At 50.9% G+C, this 18,022-nt stretch carries 12 protein-coding genes; 10 read left to right on the top strand and 2 right to left on the bottom strand.

What is annotated here, in order from left to right; genetic code table 11:
* Positions 1 to 8: 8 nt before the first annotated feature.
* From AC0LWN_RS18035 to AC0LWN_RS18025, 3 genes are all read left to right on the top strand, one after another.
* Positions 9 to 938, top strand: a complete 930-nt coding sequence (locus AC0LWN_RS18035) for a carbohydrate ABC transporter permease (RefSeq protein ID WP_474667664.1) — start codon at positions 9 to 11, stop codon at positions 936 to 938.
* A 66-nt stretch (positions 939 to 1,004) separates the two neighbouring features.
* Positions 1,005 to 2,591, top strand: coding sequence for a DUF3502 domain-containing protein (locus AC0LWN_RS18030; RefSeq protein ID WP_474667661.1), 1,587 nt, complete (start codon positions 1,005 to 1,007; stop codon positions 2,589 to 2,591).
* Between the two features lie 96 nt (positions 2,592 to 2,687).
* Positions 2,688 to 5,045 (top strand): beta-galactosidase, encoded by a 2,358-nt coding sequence (locus tag AC0LWN_RS18025; protein WP_474667659.1) that lies wholly within the window; start codon positions 2,688 to 2,690, stop codon positions 5,043 to 5,045.
* 282 nt (positions 5,046 to 5,327) lie between these two features.
* Here AC0LWN_RS18025 and AC0LWN_RS18020 read toward each other — a convergent pair whose 3' ends face one another.
* Complete coding sequence (locus tag AC0LWN_RS18020; RefSeq protein WP_458962922.1) at positions 5,328 to 6,164, bottom strand: carbohydrate ABC transporter permease; 837 nt, start codon at positions 6,162 to 6,164, stop codon at positions 5,328 to 5,330.
* The gene (locus tag AC0LWN_RS18015) at positions 6,164 to 7,054 is read right to left on the bottom strand and encodes a carbohydrate ABC transporter permease (protein ID WP_474667656.1); all 891 of its coding nucleotides are present in this window, start codon (positions 7,052 to 7,054) and stop codon (positions 6,164 to 6,166) included. Before AC0LWN_RS18015 ends, AC0LWN_RS18020 begins: the two co-directional genes overlap by 1 nt.
* Before the next feature lie 230 nt (positions 7,055 to 7,284).
* On the opposite strand from AC0LWN_RS18015, the gene AC0LWN_RS18010 reads away from it, so the two are divergent.
* From AC0LWN_RS18010 to AC0LWN_RS17980, 7 genes are all read left to right on the top strand, one after another.
* Positions 7,285 to 9,123: a sensor histidine kinase gene (locus AC0LWN_RS18010; RefSeq protein ID WP_474667654.1), complete on the top strand. Its 1,839-nt coding sequence runs from the start codon at positions 7,285 to 7,287 to the stop codon at positions 9,121 to 9,123.
* The gene (locus AC0LWN_RS18005) at positions 9,101 to 10,747 is read left to right on the top strand and encodes a response regulator transcription factor (protein WP_474667652.1); all 1,647 of its coding nucleotides are present in this window, start codon (positions 9,101 to 9,103) and stop codon (positions 10,745 to 10,747) included. Before AC0LWN_RS18010 ends, AC0LWN_RS18005 begins: the two co-directional genes overlap by 23 nt.
* Before the next feature lie 122 nt (positions 10,748 to 10,869).
* The gene (locus tag AC0LWN_RS18000) at positions 10,870 to 12,201 is read left to right on the top strand and encodes an ABC transporter substrate-binding protein (protein ID WP_474667650.1); all 1,332 of its coding nucleotides are present in this window, start codon (positions 10,870 to 10,872) and stop codon (positions 12,199 to 12,201) included.
* Between the two features lie 337 nt (positions 12,202 to 12,538).
* On the top strand, positions 12,539 to 14,638 hold the full coding sequence (locus AC0LWN_RS17995) for a glycoside hydrolase family 36 protein (protein WP_474667899.1): 2,100 nt from the start codon (positions 12,539 to 12,541) through the stop codon (positions 14,636 to 14,638).
* 208 nt (positions 14,639 to 14,846) lie between these two features.
* Positions 14,847 to 16,211 carry an ABC transporter substrate-binding protein gene (locus AC0LWN_RS17990; RefSeq protein WP_474667648.1) on the top strand — a complete coding sequence of 455 codons (1,365 nt, stop codon included), beginning with the start codon at positions 14,847 to 14,849 and terminating at the stop codon, positions 16,209 to 16,211.
* Positions 16,212 to 16,300: 89 nt separating this feature from the next.
* Positions 16,301 to 17,182: a carbohydrate ABC transporter permease gene (locus AC0LWN_RS17985; RefSeq protein ID WP_474667646.1), complete on the top strand. Its 882-nt coding sequence runs from the start codon at positions 16,301 to 16,303 to the stop codon at positions 17,180 to 17,182.
* Positions 17,182 to 18,006 (top strand): carbohydrate ABC transporter permease, encoded by an 825-nt coding sequence (locus tag AC0LWN_RS17980; protein ID WP_474667644.1) that lies wholly within the window; start codon positions 17,182 to 17,184, stop codon positions 18,004 to 18,006. The genes AC0LWN_RS17985 and AC0LWN_RS17980 overlap by 1 nt, the downstream gene beginning before the upstream one ends.
* The last annotated feature ends 16 nt before the right edge of the window (positions 18,007 to 18,022 follow it).

Genomic DNA, 18,022 nt, shown 5'->3' with positions numbered 1-18,022 from the left:
GTAACGCCATGAGTTCAACTGCTGCAAATATCCAAACTACGGAGGTACGCCGCGGGCGCGGCAATAAAGACCGGCTGCTGCTGTCAATCATCGGATACACGACACTTTCGGTGCTCGCCATATTCTGTATCTTTCCTTTCATTCTGGTGGTGTCCTCCTCTCTGAGCGAGGAGAGCACAATTATTGAGAAAGGATTCCAGTTAATCCCTTCGAAGTTTTCGACGGAAGCCTACAGCTTGCTGTTCAAATATCCGGCTGAAATGCTCAGAGCTTACGGTGTGACGATCAGTGTTACGGTAATCGGTACTGTGCTCGGCCTGTTTCTGACTTCCATGACGGCATACGTGCTGTCCCGGAGAGATTTCAAATGGCGTGGACGTTTCTCATTCTTCTTCTTCTTCACTACATTGTTCAGCGGCGGTCTTGTACCTTGGTATCTGATGATCGTCAACTACCTGCATCTCAAAGACACGCTGGTAGTGCTGATTCTGCCTATGATGCTCAATGTCTTCTACATTATCGTTATGAAGTCGTTCATGAGCAGCATCCCGGATGCAATTACGGAATCCGCCAAGATTGACGGAGCGGGCGACTTTCGCATCTTCCTGCAGCTGATTGTTCCGCTGTCCAAGCCTGCACTGGCGACCATCGGCCTGTTCATCGCCCTTGCCTACTGGAATGACTGGTACAACGCACTGCTCTTTGTTTCCAAGTCCGAATTAATGCCGCTTCAATATTATCTCTACAAAATGCTTGGCAATATGGATGGCATGCGTAAGGCAATGATGGCCTCGGGTGCGGTAGTGAACTCTGATCTGCCTACCGAAAGCTTGAAGATGGCGATGACCATCGTGGCTACAGGACCTATCCTGCTTGCTTATCCCTTCATTCAAAAGTATTTTGTACAAGGTTTAACTATCGGCGCAGTTAAAGGATGATCTCAGGGCAACCTGGTTATCAATAGAAATGTAAACCAACTATTCGATTAGGGGGAAACATCGGTCATGGCTAACAAAAAGAAGAAACTAACAGCTACGCTGGCGACAGTATTGATGCTTGGCACAGTACTAAGTGCATGCGGAGGCGGCAACAACAACAATACAGCTGCGGAAGCAACAAACGCAGGAGCAACCGCTACGGAGGGAGCAGCCGCGAATTCCGGCGCTCCTGACACCTCCAAGGAAGTTAAACTCAAAATGCTGCTGATTGGCGGCCAGCCTGGCGACTACGATAAAGTATTCGGCGAGCTGAACAAAAAGCTGAAAGAAAAAATCAATGCGACTGTGGATGCAGAATTCCTCGATTGGTCTGACTGGACACAGAAGTACCCGCTGAAATTTGCCGCCAATGAAGATTTCGACCTTGTGTACACTGCGAACTGGGCCTTCTACAACGATCAGGCGCTCAAAGGCGGATTCCTGGAGCTGACAGATGACATGCTGTCCAAGTACATGCCGAAAACCTGGGAAGCTATGCCTAAGGTATCCTGGGAACAAGCGAAAGTGGATGGCAAGCTCTACATGGTTCCGAACAATAACGTTGAGGTTACCGACAAAGTAGTACTCTATCGTGAAGACCTGCGCAAGAAATACAATCTGCCGGAAATCAACAGTCCTGAAACCTATGCCAATTACTTGAAAACGGTTGCTAAGAATGAAAAAGGCATCACCGCTTACGGCGCCAAACCTGCCGATGGCTGGAAATGGCATGAGCTTGACCAGACCCTGCTTGAGCAGAACAACAACTTCAACCTGGTAGATCCGAACCTGACGCCGCTGGCCTACAAGCTGGACGATGCATCCGGTAAAGTATTTAATATCTATGACACTCCTGAGTTCAAACAATTGCTTACTTACTATAAAGATCTTGCCGATAACGGCGCATGGTCCAAAAACGTAGTCAGCAACAAAAACGATGTATGGCAGGATATCAAAGCAGGCAAAGTCTCCTCTTATGCTCATAACCTGGGAACAGTGGCAGCCAACCTTGCTGAAATGCGCCGCGACAAACCGGATGTAGAACTGGCGATTGCCGACCTTACTCCGGATAAGAAGAAAATCGCCGCCATTTCAACCCAGAACGGTATGGCGATCCACGCCACTTCCAAGAATGCAGAGCGTTCTCTGATGCTGATTGATCTTCTGCAAAATGACAAGGAAATTCATGATTTGACGATGTACGGCATTGCCGGAAGCAACTACAATCCTGATGGCGATACTAAGTTCACTGCAGGCCCTGCGGCTGCCAATTACACTGGCTTCTCGAACTGGGGCTGGAACTCTTCGCTGAACCGTCAAGATGCTTCGTATCCTGTGGAAGCTGACAATATGTTCAAGGGCTGGCAGTCCAGCATCTACCACTTCCCGCTGGAAACCTTTGTTTTCGACTCCACTAAGGTGAAGAACGAAGTGGCGAACATCGGCAACGTAATGCTGCGTTATGCTATTCCGCTCGAATACGGTTTGATTGATGATATCGACAAAGGTCAAGCCGACCTGATTCAGCAGTTGAAATCCGCTGGCATTGACAAGGTTCAAGCTGAAATGCAAACCCAAATCGACGCCTTCCTCGCTGCGCAAAAAAATAGCTAATTGAAAGTGAAGCTTATGTAACGGCTTCCGGGCTGCTCCAAGGCATAGCTTTGGGGCAGCCCATTTTTGTTATTCAGAAGAAAAGGAGCTCTGAACATGGAATATAAAATATTGGCCGGGATTTCCCCGAAAGAAATTTATCCATCGACGCTGCGGCTGGGTGGAAGCAATCCGCAGGGTGAGCAAATCAGCTTTACCAATTATTATATGGAGCTGAACGGCAAGCCTTATTTTGCCGTTTGCGGCGAGTTCCATTATTCCCGTTATCCACGGGCCGATTGGGAGACGGAAATCCGTAAAATGAAGATTTCCGGGATTAATATAGTAGCTACCTATATTTTCTGGAACCATCATGAGGAGCTCGAAGGAACGTTCGAATGGCAGGACAACCGGAATCTGCGGGAATTCATCCGGCTCTGTGCGCGTAACGGGCTGTATGTGATCCTGCGTGTTGGCCCGTTCTGCCACGGGGAGGTCCGCAATGGAGGTTTGCCGGATTGGCTATTCGGACGCGCATTTGATGTCCGCTCCAATGATGAAGGTTACCTGCGCTATGTCCGCCGGCTGTTCCATGAGATCGGGGCACAGTCCGCAGGGCTGATGTTCAAGGACGGCGGGCCTGTGATCGGCATCCAGCTTGAGAATGAGTTCAATGCCGCTGCTGCCCTGTGGGAGCTGACCGCGAAGCAAGGCGATGAATATTTGAGCGGAGGAACCGGAGGCGAAGCCGGATCTGAGCATATGCGCATTCTGAAGCAGTATGCAATTGAGGCGGGAATGGACGCGCCCATCTATACCAGCACAGGCTGGGGCGATGCGCCGTTTCTGGAAGATGAGGTGCTTCCGCTCTATGGCGGTTATGCCTATACCCCCTGGAGCATCAGCGGGCAGAATCCTGACCAGAAGCCGACAGCGGAGTATGTATTCATGAATTATCATGATGAGCAGGCGGAGACCGGGGAATACAATCCGCCGTACCGCAGAACGAAATATCCTTTTGCCTGCTGTGAGATGGGCGGGGGCATGCAGACCTGGTATCTTTCGCGTTTCCAGGTAGAGCCGGAGAGCGTAATGGCGATGAGTCTGATGAAAATTGCCGGAGGCTGCAACTTTGTCGGCTACTACATGTTTCACGGAGGAACGAATCCGGTAGGGAAGACAGGTTATCTAAATGAGAGCACCACACCGCGAATCACCTATGATTTTCAGGCTCCTATCGGTGAATTCGGACAGATCCGGGACTCCAATCATCTGCTGCGTCCGCTGCATTATTTTCTCCGCCAGTTTGCGGAGCGCCTGATGCCTATGGCAACAGTGCTTCCGCAAACTGCGGTATCTATTACCCCTGAAGACCCGCATACGCTGCGGTACGCGGTCCGCACAGACGGAAAGGCCGGGTTCCTGTTCGTGAATAACTATCAGGATCATGTGGAGATGGACACGCATGAGGATGTCCGGTTTGAGGTGGAACTGGCAGAGGAGACGCTTAGCTTCCCAAGAAAAAGTTCGCTTACTGTGCGGAGGAACGCTTCGTTCCTCTTCCCGTTCAACTTCACTCTGGATGGGCTGAACCTCCGCTATGCTACGGCACAGCCGGTAACTGTGGTGGAGTCTGCCGAAGCAGCCACTTATTTCTTCTCCATGCCGGAGGGTGTGGATGGGGAGTTTCTGCTCGATGGGCAGGGAATCACCGGCCTGACAGCCGATAGCGGAGCCGCGGAGCAGGAAGCGGACGGCAGCTATTCCGTCCTGATTCCGCATGACGGCTCTGCGATGATCCGTATTACTCAGGCAGGGGCCAGAGAGCTTCGCATTTACGTCATGAATGCAAAGGAAGCTTCAACCCTGTGGGAGATGAAGGACGGCCAGTCAACAAGAATTATATTCTCGGAAATCCCTCTGGTTCAGACAGCGGAAGGTATCGAGTTCTTCAGCACCGGCCAGAGCAGCTTCTCCTTCCGGGAGTACGCGGCAATTCCGGGGGCCGTGTCTGAATGGAAGACGGCACAAGCAGCCTGCTCCATAGCGCAGCGGAGAGAGGAGTGGTTCTTGAGCTATGATCTGGAGGTGCCTGTGAAGGAGATCAGGCTTGAGACCCGGCAAATCCATGAGCATAAGCTGGCCCTGCACATCGCTTCGGATGCGCTAGCGGGTGTAGAAGATGTGCTGCTCAGCATCGACTATACAGGCAATGTAGGTTACGCCTTCGCTGAAGGCCAATTATTTCATGACCATTTCTACAACGGGCTCCCTTGGGAAATCGGTTTGTCCCGGTTCCGGGATACGATTCACAGCGGGGAAGTTATTCTGGAGACCACGCCGCTGCGCAAAGGGGTGATGACTGTCGTCGCAGGTGCCGCTATGGCGGCAGAGCAACAGTTCACCGGCGAAGCAACGGCAGTCTTCCACCGCGTTACGGCTGTTCCGGTCTACCGGGTGGCGTTGACAGGGTAGGCAATTCGGAGACGGAAATCCAATGTAGTGAAGTGGAATTAGTACACTTAAATGTGCTCAAAACCCTTTCCACAACAGTATTAGTGGGAATTAGTAAACTTAATTGATTCGATTTCACCTAGAATGGTGCGAATCGGCCAGATTAGGTGTACTTTTTCCCACAAGCGCTTGCTAGAGATTAGATGGGCTAGATTTAAGTTCACTTTTTCCACTAAAATATTAAAACGGCTGCGCTGTCCAGTTAAGGACGGCGCAGCCGTTTCCATTTGTCTACATATAAGATTACCCCTTCACCGCTCCGGCGACAACGCCCTTCACGATGTACTTTTGCAGGAAGATGAACACGATGATGGAAGGCAGCACGGCCATAACCATTGCGGTCATCGCATATTGCCAGTCTGAGGTATACTGCCCTACGAAGGTGTAAGCAGCCAGAGTCAGAGTTTTCGTATCCGGCGAGCCGTTAACCATCAGCAGCGGGAGCAGGAAGTCATTCCAGATCCACATCACGTCGATGATGACGATGGTCGTCGTTACCGATTTGAGCAGCGGGAAGATGACACTGAAGAACAGCCGGAAGCTGGAAGCCCCGTCAATCGTGGCGCTTTCATCAATTTCTGCCGGAATCCCCTTAACAAAGCCATGATAGATGAATACGGCCAGCGGAGCGCCGAAGCCCCAATACAGCAGTCCCAGCCCCCAGGTGCTTTCAGAGAGATTCAGGTTTTTGGCAGTCTGCAGTACGGTCAGCATGATGGATTGGAACGGAATCAGCATCGGCATAATGCACAGGAAGTAAATGACACCGCTCAGTCTGGATTTTGTCCGTGCCAGCTTATAGGCCGCGATGGAGGAAATAAACACGATGCCGAGCAGGCCAAGGCCGGTAATGACAAAGTTGTTCAGGAACAATCTCGGATAGTTAATAAACTTCCATACATACGAGTAGTTGCTGAGCGCCAGATGCTTCGGCAGGGCGATTACATCGGTCATGACCTCGCTGAAGCTTTTTAACGAGTTGATAATCGTCAGGAAAAGCGGATACAGAAACACAAGGGAGAGGAGCACCAGAACAACCTCCAGGATGATCCGGCCTGCTTTGCTGTTGTTTGTTTTCATTATGCCTCAACCTCTCTCCGTTTGAAGACTGTAAGCTGGATCACTGTCACGACCAGGACGGCCAGGAACAGAATCAGCGCTTTCGCTGTACCATATCCGTACAGATTGTTCTGGAAGGTATCCCGGTAAATATCATAAGCGATACTGTAGGTAGTTCCGCCCGGACCGCCGCCGGTCAGCGACAGAATGACGTCGAACACCTTGATGGAGTTGGTCAGCGCCATAAAGACCGAGATGGTGATGGATGGAGCAAGCAGCGGCAGCGTGATGCTGAAGAATCTCCGCACAGGTCCGGCACCGTCAACGGTGGCCGCTTCCTTGAGATCGTCCGGCACGGACTGCAGGCCCGCAATATAGATAACCAGATAGAAACCGATGGACTGCCAGATCGAAACCCCTAATATGGAGATAAAAGCAAGCCCCGGCGTCCCCAGCCAGCTTAAGCCGAAGAACGACCAGCCTGTGCTGGCGCCCAGCGAGTTGAAGCCCTGCATGAAGATGAATTTCCAGATGAAGCCGACAATCACAAGACTGAGGATATAAGGGATAAAGAAGGCCGCTCTCAGCCAGGAGGTGGACTTCAGCTTCATATCGAGCAGTACAGCCAGCAGAATCGCCAGCACATTAACAATCACGATGTAGAGCAGCGCGTATTTGATTGTGAACCACGCCGAATTGGCAAAGTTGCTGTCCCCCGTAAAAATCTGCTGGAAATTATCCAGGCCGACAAATTTGGGATGCTTGGAGATCCCGTTCCACTTTGTCATGGAGTAGCGGATGGTCATCACAAACGGAATGTAGAACGCAATCGCGATACAGATCAGAACGGGGAGTGTGAACAGCCCGAAGTCCAGTTTTTCGCGCCATTTTCTGCCGAGTGTTTTTAACATGGTTGCACCTCTTCTTTGTTTATAGGGTGGTGGGAGTATTGTGCTTGCTTGCCACACATAACCATTCCGGTTAGTCTATATTGTGTATTATAGAGCAGACCCCTATACTCAAAAATGGATTTAAGAGTACACTTAGGGGTAAAAAGGTGAACTGAACCTTGTCCCTCAAAGTTCATGCGAGAAGGAGGTAGGGCATCATCAAAACAACTCTGTACAAGCTGTTCGAGCCTTTGCTGGAGCGGATTTCACGCCGTCTGGCGAATAAGCTCATACTCCTGTTCACGATCATTATCATCCTGGTCGTAACCTCGCTCACGTTCATTTCCTATGGAATGCTGCGCAAGGAATCGGTGAACAACAGCATCTCCAGCACGAGCAACAACCTGCTTCTGGTCGGCCGCAATCTGGAGAGCTACCTGGATGGCATTGGGCAATTGTCCCTGCCGCAAATTTCCTATGACGAGTTCAACTATGCGCTCCTGCATGAATCGGAGGACTACGCGTCCAAGATGTATGTGGAGGATTATTTGAAGAATCTTTATTTTTCCCGCAATGATCTGGAGGCCATCTACCTGTACGTGATCAAGAAGCATAAATACTATTATGTCACTAAGGAGAACTATAATATTACCGTGCGGGAGGCCGAGCACCCGTCCATCGAGAATCTTTCGTGGTACAAGCGTGCGCTGGCAAGCCCCTTTAACCGTTCGTACCAGTCTTTTGTCAAAGACAGATCGGAGCTGGAAAAAAGTGCGGATTATCCCGTTAATTCAGATAAAAGCTTCATGGGCTATCACCGGCTGCTGCGTTCGATTGTGTCCCGGGAGCCGCAGGCGGTCCTGTCGCTGTATTTCAATTCCAGTGTGACGGATGAGATTATGAAGGATATCCCGTTCAGCACGGGGGAGCATCTGATGTATGTCAGCCCGGACAATGAGCCGTTTGTGGTGGATAACCCGGAATTTTACCGGAACAGTGAAGCTGCGGGGCTGCTTAAGCTGCTTACGCCGGCCCTTGGCGGGCGTGTGACGTGGTCCTACAACAGGGAGAAATACCTGGTGATCTATGACATCAGCAAAAAAGAAGGCTGGAAGCTCATCAAGCCGATTCCGTACAAAAAAATCTATGAAGCAGCGACCACCACGCGCATATTAAGCTATTCGATTGGTCTGCTGTTCCTGATTGTGTCCGTTATTCTGGTCAGCTTCACCTCCAATAAAATCACCAGCCCGCTGAAGCATCTGTCCCTGCAGATGAAACGCTTCAGCACCGGCAGCTTCGACGCCGAAGCCGTAGTGGAGGGGAATGACGAGATTGCGTATCTGTCCCGCCACTTCAACAAGATGGTGGAGCGGACAAACGAGCTGATCAACGAGCGCTACAAAATGAAAATTGTTGAGAAAAACGCCGTCCTCAAGGCGCTGGAGGCCGAGATCAATCCGCATTTTCTGTACAATGCGCTGCAAGCGATTTCCACTAAGGCGCTCAAGAACAACAATGATGATATCGTTGAAATGGTCGATAATCTGGCCCTCACCCTGAGGTATTGCATCAGCGGAAAAGATGTGGTGCAGGCCAGTGAGGAGCTGAAGCATATTGAACGTTATCTGGCGCTGCAGAAGGCCCGCTTCGGGAACCGTATGCAGGTGGCCTACGACTGGAATGACAGCCTGCTTGCGCTGAGAATTCCCAAGCTGTCGATTCAGACCCTGGTGGAGAACTGCATCAAGCATGCGCTGGAGAAGGTGTCTAGTACGGTCACAATCCGGATTGAGGCCCATATTACGTCTACTCACAGCGTAATCTCCGTGCTGGATGACGGGCCGGGCATCAGCGCAGAGCGGCTTGAGCAGGTGCTCAGCTCGCTGCAGATCCAGTGGGAAGACCGCGCAGGGGAACCCGAAGAGAAGGACGACAGCATCGGTCTTAAAAATTTGAACACACGCCTAAAGCTCTTATATGGAGAAGAAGCTGGACTTACGATTGCAAGCGATGAGCAGGGCACACGAATGGATATGCGGTTACCGCGGGGAGGGCTGGGACAACATGTACAAAGTACTGATTATTGATGATGAAGAGCCGCTGCGCGAGGCGATTAATATTCTTGGGGATTGGGAGGGCCTGGGTGTTGATCAGGTGCTGGAGGCGACGGACGGCAAGATGGGGCTGGAGCTTCTGCGGCAGCACAAGATTGACCTGGCGCTGGTGGACATGAAGATGCCGGAGCTCAGCGGAAGCCAGCTCCTGCAAATCGCTGAACGCGAATTCCCTGATCTGCTGCTGATTGTCATCAGCGGCTACAACGATTTTGAATATACCCGGCAGGCCATCCGCTCCAAGGTGGTGGATTACCTGCTGAAGCCGGTGAACCGGAATGATCTTAATGCCGCTCTGCGCAAGTCAGTCGATGTGCTGGAAGCCAAACGCAAGAAGGAGAGCGAGTTCATCAGCCGCAACATTACCTTGAACATGTCCCTTCCGAAGCTGAAGGAGAAGATGTATCTCTCCATCATTGAGCGCAGCTTCAAGAACCAGTCCAATGAAGCTTTTCTGCCGCTGATCGGTGCGGACACGCCGGGCAATCATTTTACCGTAGGCGTGTTAAGGATGCTGAATCTGGAGCAGGTACGCCATGACCGGTTCCATGAGGACCGGGATCTGCTGCATTTTGCCGTAACCAATGTCATCAACGAGAACAGCGACGGCCATTTCGAGGCCTTCAGCTTCGCCAGCCCCAGAAGTGAACGGGAGTTCATCGCGATTTTCACCTTGAAGGGGAGCTACGGGGAAGAGGCGGCGTTTCTCTCGTTGCATCATATGAAGAAGGCAGTCTCTACATTGAAGGAGCTGTTCGGCATGGTCTGTGCGGGAGGCATTGGGCAGTCCTACAGCGATGTGATGGAGATCGCCCAGTCCTACGAGCATGCCAAAGGCGCGCTGGATGGAATAGATTTGCTGAATCTGAAGGAGAATATAGTCGCAAGCAGCGGATCTGCGAAGCCTGCAGCCAAGGACGCTCCTTCCCTGACGGGACGGATGCCGATGATTCTGAATGCCCTGGAGAGCGGAAACGTCAACCACGCGAAGAGCATTCTCAGTGAATTCACGCGGAAGTGGAAGGCCGCGGAGTATTTCAGCCTGGATGAAGCCGACCGGCGGATTCAGGAATTCATCATTTTGCTGGGGGATATCGCCACTCAGCTTGAGGCGGTTCCAGAGCGGCTGCGCAGCGGCAAAAGCAAGGGGCTGCGCGGGCTTGGCATCAGCAGTGATTTTGCCACCTTCGGAGAGTTTGAGGGTGTGCTGAGCCGCATTCTGGATGTATACGCCGGAGAAATCAGCAGATCGCTGGCCGGAGACCGCAGCAGTGTGCTGGAAAATATTAAAGCGTACATTGATAACCACTATTTCGAGAATATTAAAATATCGCTGTTCACGGATAAATATTTCCTGAGCAGAGAATACTTGATGAAGCTGTTCAAGGGGCAGTACGGGTATGGGATTCATGAGTATGTGCAGAAGGTCAGAATGGACAAGGCCAAGGATTTGCTGTCCGATCCCGCGCTCAAGATCCAGGATATTTCCGAGATGCTGGGGTATAAGGACAAGAACTATTTCAGCAAGGCGTTCCGCAACTACTATGAATGTTCACCTTCTGAATTTCGGCTGCTGCACTTGGAGGGAGAAAAGTGAAACGGTTACATGAGCACACTTTTTTACCCTCATAAGATCACTTATGTACATTCTTATCCTTTTTCTTTTTATTTAAAATAGCACCAAGACCACAAGAAACATGAGGAAAAGGGGGCAACATCATGAAGGGTAAAAGATTTATGGCATTATCCGCAAGTCTGCTGCTTGCTGGCGGACTACTGGCTGGCTGCGGTGGCAACAACACCAATAATGCCGCTAACAACGCAGGGGGAACAAATGCAGCGGCTAACACAGCTACTGATACTTCCAAACCTGTCACGATTAATATGTTCACCGCATCTCCAGAGTACACTGATGCCTTCAACGCTTATATTGCCGAATACAAAAAAGTGAAGCCGAATGTAACCATCAATCTGGAAATTATGCAGGCGGACTACAATACGGTGCTCAAATCCAAAATTGCCGCAGGCAGCACACCTGACGTATTCCAGACTACAGCCGGCGGAGATATCGACACCTTTGCCGAATACAGTGCAGATCTGACGAATGAACCGCTGGCAGCCGCAATGACCGATGCGGTCCGCTCTAATATGACCTCCTCGGACGGCAAAGTGCTCGGACTTCCGGTTAAAGGCAACCTGTTCGTCCTGATGTATAACAAAAAGCTGCTGGCCGATGCAGGCATCACTGAGGTTCCAAAGACCACCGCACAAATGGATGATGCCATTACCAAGCTGGAAGCCAAGGGCATCACCCCGTTCGCCAACGCTTATAAAGAGTGGTGGGTCTGGAAGCACATCTTCCAGCACTTCGTGGATGCGGCTGCTACGGATGCCGGAATTGATGCCAAGACGCTTGTAGGCAACTTTATCGCCGGCAAAACAACGTTCAAGGATCATCCGGTGCTGTACAACAACTTCTTCAACTTCATTGACACTACTGTTAAACACGGAACAGACAAGCCTCTGGAACGCGACAGCAATGCTGAAGTCAGCGACTTTGCCCTGGGCAAGGCGGCATTTATGACCGGTAAAGGCGCATGGGATGAGGAAGCGATCAAGAAGATCACCCCTGACTTTGACCTTGGCATCGCAGGTTACCCGGTCAGCGACAAACCAGAGCAATCCCAGATCATCACTGGTGCAGACCAGGCGCTGCGTATCAACAAGGATTCCCCTGTAGTGAAGGAAACGATTGATTTCTTCAACTGGCTGTACACTTCCGACTACGGCAAGAGCTGGTTCTCCACAGTGGCTAAGGTTATCCCGCCAATCAAGGATGCTCCGATGCCTGACCTGCAGATGCCTAAGGAAATGAACGAAATCCTCAAAACCGAAAAATCCGGCGACCTGTCGGTCAACTATTCGCTGGATACGTTCCACCAGAAATTTGGTGAATTGATGCAGGCTTATATCGGCGGCAGCAAAACCAAAGATCAAGCCATTGACGAAATTCAAAAAGCCTGGATTCAATTCGGATCGGCCGGGCAATAAAGCTTAGTCAATTATCTTAGGACGGCCTTGAAGGTAAGATTCATTTACCGAGGGGGCCGTCCTTTGTTGTGTGAGGGGGGAGTGCGCGGTGAATAGCCGTAACTGCGGGGAATGTTTGGATTTCCGGCCGCTGTTATGTTTGGATTTCCTGATTTAATCTGCTGGCCGCAGTAGAAATCCAAACATAAAGGCGGACGCTAACGCTCCTCCAATTCCAAACTTCCCCTCCGCTACTTCTTCACTTGTACAACAGCAATAAAAATCTTCAGTTACGAATACAAAGGAAGACTTTATAATCAGGGGAGACACCAACATTTGTCAGGAGGCCAAATTAATGATGGACAGCAAGCTCATCGAGATTGCCGAGAACGGACTTTATCTTACGATTGAAATTACGGAAGAGCAGGATGTACGGCTGCTGCATTTTGGCGCAGCGCCTTTGGAGGCTGGGTTGATTGCGGACAAGCATAAGCCGGGGTTCCGGCTGCTGGAGCTGCAGCTCTCGGGGGAGGACCGGGATGAATATCACGGCCGTACGCACCGGGCGTCGTATCCGGGGCTGCGGATGATATATGGCGGCCATCATGACAGCGTGAATACGCTTGGCCGCAAGCTTGAGATTACGCTGGCTGATCCGGTGACCGGAATCCAAGCGGTGCAGCATCTGCAGTTCTATAACGGCGTGCAGACGGTACGCTGCTGGACGGTGCTGAAGAATGAAGGGACTGCTGAAGCAGCCGTAGAATACCTTTCAACATTTGCGCTTACAGGTGTGGACAAAGAGGGCAGTGGTGACCGCAATGATAAAATCGAGGTTACGCTTGCCCACAGCGGTTGGCAGAGCGAGCTGCAGTGGCGGACCTACCGGCTGCCGGAGCTGGGGATGTCTCATCTGGCTGACCGCGGCTCCAAGCGCATCGCTGCCAGCAACACAGGCTCCTGGTCGGCGGCAGAGCTGCTGCCGATGGCAATTCTGCACAACAAGGAGAGCGGGAGCAGCCTGTTCTGGCAGATCGAGCATAATGGCTCGTGGCACTGGGAGCTGACCGACCAGTACGACCAGCTTACGCTGCTGGTCAGCGGACCGACCGAGCATGACAACCACTGGTGGCTGAAGCTTGCACCGGGAGAAGAGTTCACTTCGGTTCCGGTCGCTGTAGGAGCTGTCCAGGGAGGCATCGAGGGCGCGGCGGAGCAGCTTACCGCCTACCGCCGGATTATCCGCCGGCCGAATGAGGATAACGAGCTGCTGCGGATCATTTTTAATGACTATATGAATTGTCTGTGGGGAAGTCCGACAACAGAGAAGCTTCTGCCCCTGATTGATGCCGCTGCTGATGTCGGGTGCGAATATTTCTGCATCGACGCGGGCTGGTATGCGCCCGGAGAGTGGTGGGATGGAGTGGGCCAGTGGGAGCCTTCCATTGAGCGGTTCCCGGAAGGGATCAAGGTTGTGCTGGATTACATCCGCAGCAAAGGGCTGATTCCCGGCCTGTGGCTGGAAATGGAGGTTATGGGAATCAACAGTCCGAAGCTGGCGGAGACGGACGATAGCTGGTTCTTCATGCGACATGGCAAACGGGTCAAGGACCGCAGCCGCTATCAGCTCGATTACCGGAATCCGAAGGTTATTCAGCATGCTGATAGTGTAATTGCAAGGCTGGTGGAGGAGTATGGAGTCGGTTACATCAAGATGGACTACAATATCAATGCCGGTATCGGTACAGAGACGGACGCAGACAGCTTCGGTGATGGGCTGCTGCAGCATAACCGTGCTTATCTGGCCTGGCTAGACAGCATTTTTGCCCGTTATCCGAAGCTGGTCATTGAGAATTGCTCCAGCGGCGGTATGCGCATGGACTATGCCATGCTCAGCCGGCACAGCATCCAGTCCACCAGTGACCAGGAGGACTATGTGCAGTACGCGGCGATTGCCGCAGGCTCGCCGATGGCCCTCACACCGGAGCAATCTGCGGTGTGGTCCTATCCGCTGCGCGAGGGTGATGATGAAGAGGTCATCTTCAACATGGTCAACGCGCTGCTGCTTCGTGTACACCAGAGCGGCCACCTGGCCGAGCTGGAGCCACGGCGGCGGGAGCTGGTGAAGGAAGCGCTGGATTATTACAAATCCATCCGCGCCCACATCCCGCAAGCGACTCCGTTCTGGCCGCTGGGCTTGCCGGACAGCGAAGACCAGTGGGTCAGCTTTGGCCTGCGCCACGGCGATACGCGCTACCTCGCGGTCTGGCGGATTGCCGGAGAGGAAGATGAGGTGAAGCTGCCAATCGCCGAGCTTAAGGGGCAGGAGGCGGCTGTAAGGTGCGCCTATCCGCAGCAGCACCGCTCGGAATGGAGCTGGGACAAGACGGAAGGCATACTAACCGTATCTCTTCCACCCGGGAGAACAGCCAGATTATTTGAAGTTCATTCTTCTTAAGGCAAGCCCGGCTGTAACGGCCGGGTCAGCAATCCCCCTTCGTGAACGGGCATCAGCTCCCGTAACGAAGGGGGATTTTGTATGGACTAGACACTCAATTTTATAATGTGATAACCCGTTGACATAAACATGTTAACCGGTTAATATAAAGGTGCATCGCAAATGAATGCGCATTCAAAACAGAATGTAAGGGGAGAGTGATTTGAAAATGAGAAAGGGAGCAAGTTTCACAATCTGTTTGGCTTTGGTGCTCAGTTTGTTGGCTGGATGTTCCAAGAGCAATTCTACAAACAACTCTGCGGCAGCAACCGGGGAGCCGGCGAAGGGAGAAGCGCAGACGCAGCAGACTTCCAAGGACGTCAAGCTTACGTTCTTTAATACCTCTGCCGAAGCCAATACTGTGTTCGAGGAGCTATTTAAGACGTATCATGAGCTTAATCCGAATGTGACCATTGAACTCATTCCGACGCCAATTGGAGGAGCACAGCTTGAAAAGTTCCAATCGCTGCTGGCCTCGGGAAATCCCGCTACTATTGCCAACCTCGATCCGGGAACCATTCTGCAATATAAGGACAAATTTCTCGATTTGGAGCCTGAGAAGGCCAAATATGAAGGGCTGACCAAGCCGGGGGCTATTGAGGGCGCGTTGCTCGACGGGAAGTTCCTAGGTATTCCTTGGACGGCTCAAGGATACGGCTTGTTGTACAACAAACGGGCGGTAGAGGCAGCCATTGGGGGAGCCTTTGATCCCGCATCGGTAAAGACCCGCAACGATTTGGAAGCGCTTTTTAAGAAGATCGAAGCCGCAGGTACAGCACCGGTGATGATTCACGGAGCGGACTGGTCTTTAGGGGCTCATTATCTGGGCCTGACCTATTCTTTGCAATCGCAAAAGGTAGATGACAATCGCAAATTTGTAGAAGAACTGAAGAATGGAAAGGTCAATCTTACAGACAATCCGCAATTTACCGGTCTAATGGACACCTTTGACTTGCTGAAGAAGTACAATGCCCGCAAAAGCGATCCGCTTGTCGCAGATTACAATAAAGACAGCGCAGATTTTGCAAAGGGAGCTTCCGCATTCTACTTCATGGGAGACTGGACCTGGGCTGTAATCGGTACACTTGATGGCCGTGATAAAGAATTCGGTATCATTCCGTTGCCGATCAGCAATAATCCGAGCGATTTTGGCAACTCTCAAGTGGCATACAGCGAACCGAAGCTGTTCGCGATTGACAATTCCGGATCAACGCCTGAACAGCAGGAAGCGGCAAAAGCGTTTATCGAATGGACATTGACAAGCCAGCAGGGCCAGGATGCAATCATTACTAAAATGGGGCTGTCCATGCCTTACAAGGATCTCAAAGCAAAAGGCAGCAACGTGATTTCAGATGCCGTAAGCAGCTATGTGGACCAAGGGAAAACGATCAACATCGGTGTAATCAACTATTTGCCGCAGGATTATTGGGCTAAGACCGGGGCATCTATGCAAAAGTACCTGGTAGGAAAGATTGACCGCCAAGGACTTGCGCAAGAGGTTCAGGATTACTGGAAAACATATGCGGGAAAATAGAGGTTCATTTACTTCGTTGTTTTGAAATGAATAGATGGGTCTGAGACGCAGCCTCAGCCCATCTTTTCTTCAAGAAAGGGGGAAGCACTATGAAGAACAAGTTATCCTTAAAGAACGTAGGAACATTTCTGGTATTCGGCGGTCCCTCCGTATTTGCGTTTGCCGCTGTTGTTGTTATACCATTCGTTGTCGGCTTATATTTGACCTTTACGAATTGGGATGTTAGAACTGCCGACAGCAGCTTCATCGGTTTTGCAAACTACTCAGAGGTGTTTCACGATAAAATCTTCCTTGGCCAACTATGGTTCACCCTAAAATTTGTATTCTTCACCGTGCTTATCGCTAATTTATTTGCATTTTTCATCGCTCTGGCGCTAACCAGAGGAGGGAGAGGGGAGCAGTGGCTCCGCACAGGCTTCTTCACCCCCAACCTGGTCGGCGGTATCGTCCTCGGATATTTATGGCAAACCTTGTTCTCGCAGGTGTTGCCTTACTTAGGCAATAAATATGGATGGGAACTATTTTCCACATCCTGGCTGACAGACACACAGACTGCGTTCTGGGCACTCATCATTGCGACGGCCTGGCAATTGGTCGGTTATCTAATGATCATATATATTGCCGGATTTACAGGTGTTCCGACTGACGTTCTGGAAGCAGCCAGCATTGACGGGGCCAGCCGTTCCTCGGTTATTCGTAAAATCATACTTCCGCTTACGGTTCCGGCGATCGTGATCTGCATATTCATTTCGCTGTCCCGTTCATTCCTGACTTATGACATCAACCTTTCCTTGACCAAAGGCGGACCCTTCAATTCGACCGAGCTCGCCACTTACCATATAGTTCAAAAGGCCTTCCTGTCCAATCAATATGGCATCGGTCAGGCGGAAGCCGTCGTCTTGTTCGCTGTCGTAGCAATCATAGCGCTGACTCAATCTTATCTGCTCAAGAAATTGGAGGTGGAATCATAATGAATGCTCAGCGGCTCAACTCTCGGCTAAAAACGGTGTTTTTGTATATGTTGTTGCTTGCATTTTTGACTCCCTTCCTGCTGATTGTAATGAACTCTTTCAAAACAACGCAGCAATTCTTTGAAAATCCTTTGTCGTTGCCTACAACGTTAAAATTTGATAACTATGCAAGTGCATTTAAGGACATGGACTTTTTGCAGGGATTTATGAATTCGCTCATCATCACCGCCGTTGCTGTATTCACTATCATTATTTTTTCGGCGATGACAGGGTATTTGTTTGTGCGCTATAGATGGAAGTTAAATGCATTCCTGTTTTTCCTTATGCTGGCCTCAATGGCGCTTCCATTTCAGGTGCTTATGATTCCTCTGGTTATGCTATATGGGAATATGGATCTGCTAAACAATAAAATGACCTTGTTGTTTATGTATTTGGGATTCGGGGTTCCCTTTGGCGTATTTACCTTTCACGGATTCATCAAAGGAATTCCCTATGAGCTGGAGGAATCTGCTTTTATCGAAGGCAGCTCAAGGCTGAGAACGTTTTTTAGTGTCGTGTTGCCTTTGTTAAAGCCGGTTTTCGTAACGCTGCTTGTCTTGGACGTGCTTTGGATTTGGAATGATTATTTGCTGCCGAGCCTTGTGCTGCTGTCTTCAGACCAGAAAACGTTGCCGCTGTCAACCTATGCCTTCTTTTCTTCCTATTCCGTTGATTACGCGCCTTTAATGGCCGGGCTCATTATGACGATCATTCCTGTGCTGATCATCTATCTATTTTTACAAAAGCAAATCATTAAGGGCATTACGGAAGGGGCTTTGAAATAAGCGTTTTCTTGCTGAA

This window comes from Paenibacillus sp. sgz302115 (assembly GCF_056120445.1).
The sequence above is the reverse complement of the archived record's forward strand: the minus strand, read 5'-3'. Positions and strand labels throughout refer to the sequence as shown.